Annotated in this window: 2 protein-coding genes; both read left to right on the top strand. The window is 47.7% G+C overall.

What is annotated here, in order from left to right; genetic code table 11:
* Positions 1-265: 265 nt before the first annotated feature.
* Complete coding sequence (locus B9Z43_RS16945) at positions 266-769, top strand: arsenate reductase ArsC (RefSeq protein ID WP_026039748.1); 504 nt, start codon at positions 266-268, stop codon at positions 767-769.
* Positions 766-1425: an MIP/aquaporin family protein gene (locus B9Z43_RS16950; protein ID WP_019428038.1), complete on the top strand. Its 660-nt coding sequence runs from the start codon at positions 766-768 to the stop codon at positions 1423-1425. Before B9Z43_RS16945 ends, B9Z43_RS16950 begins: the two co-directional genes overlap by 4 nt.
* Positions 1426-1617: the final 192 nt, after the last annotated feature.

The following is a 1617-nucleotide window of genomic DNA, read 5'->3' on the forward strand; positions in this document are numbered from 1 at the left end:
GACCTTTATCGATGACTTGTTTGACCGCCTCGGACTTGAACTCGGCGGCATATTTCGTTCGTTGCATTTGCATGGCTCCAATTCAGTTTTGACATCATTATTTGTCTACTAATTTGGGGGAATGCCAGCAACCTGATTTATCGGGCGCAGTACGACCGCATGAATGCAGTGTTGTCCTTCCTGACCCAAAACTGTTGCCAAGGGGAGCCCTGCGAGGTCAGCCCTGAGGATATTTGCAAAACCTGCTAAACCTAAGGAATCCAAAGTGACTGAAGACAAACCATTGAACGTACTTTTTCTATGTACCCACAACTCTGCTCGCAGCATCTTGGCTGAAGCATTACTCAACCATATAGGTCATGGAAAGTTCAAGGCTTTCTCTGCCGGTAGCAGCCCAGCTAAAGATCAAACTCCTAACCCAATGACGATTGCTACGTTAGAAAAAGCTGGTGTTTCAACCGAAGGATTGACTAGCAAAAGTTGGGATGTTTTTGCTACACCTGATGCACCGCATATGGATTTGGTGATCACAGTTTGCGACAACGCAGCTGGCGAAGTTTGTCCCTATTGGCCTGGTCAACCTGCAACCGCGCATTGGGGTTATGCAGATCCTTCAGAGACAGTGGGCACTGAAGAACAAAAACAAGAAGCTTTCAAGCAAACGCTTCATCAAATCAAAAGACGCCTGGATCTGTTTACAAGTCTGCCTTTAACAAGTCTCAGCAAGATGGCTTTGGAAAATACAGCTCGAGATCTCGCAACAAAATGATTCATTGGAGAAGATATTTTGCTGAGCTAATTGGCACAGCAGCCTTGTTGTGTGCCGTAATCGGCTCAGGCATCATGGCCGAGCAATTGGCAGACGGGAACACAGCCGTTGCTCTTTTGGCCAATACGCTTGCCACTGTCTTTGCTCTTTATGTGTTGATTGAAACACTAGGGCCAGTCAGTGGTGCGCATTTCAATCCAGTTGTGTCGATGGTCATGGCCTATCGCAAAGATTTGGCCCGTCATCACTTGGTGGGCTATGTGATCGCTCAGCTCACAGGTGCTGCATTGGGCGCGTGGGCGGCTCATGCAATGTTTGATCTCGAAATACTGCAATGGTCCACGAAAGTGAGAACTGGTCCTGCACAGTGGTTTGCTGAGGCAGTAGCTACATGTGGCTTGCTATTTGTGATCTTGCGCTCCCCCGAAGGTAAGGCATCAACTATTGTTGCTTGCTATATCGGCGCAGCATATTGGTTCACTGCTAGTACATCTTTTGCGAATCCAGCAGCTGCGTTCGGTCGCATGTTCAGCAACACATTTGCAGGTATCACACCATTTGACGTTCCAGCTTTTGTTGTTGCTCAAATAGTTGGCGGATTCCTCGGCTTGTTCCTTCATTCATTATTGAAGTCAGACCACCTCCACAGTCATTAAGAATTGATATGGTCAAAATTTTCCACAATCCAAAATGCGGCACTTCTCGGAATACATTAGCCCTGATGAATCGCCCCGGGTATCGTGGAGGCTGGTTGGTTTAAGTTGAGACCTCGGTCTCGTTGCTCTCGGCTAGTTGCCGGTAGTAGTTCACCTCAGCTTCAGCCGGTGGAATATACCCAATCGAGCTGA

The organism is Limnohabitans sp. MMS-10A-192 (assembly GCF_003063335.1).
GTDB lineage: Bacteria > Pseudomonadota > Gammaproteobacteria > Burkholderiales > Burkholderiaceae_C > Limnohabitans_A.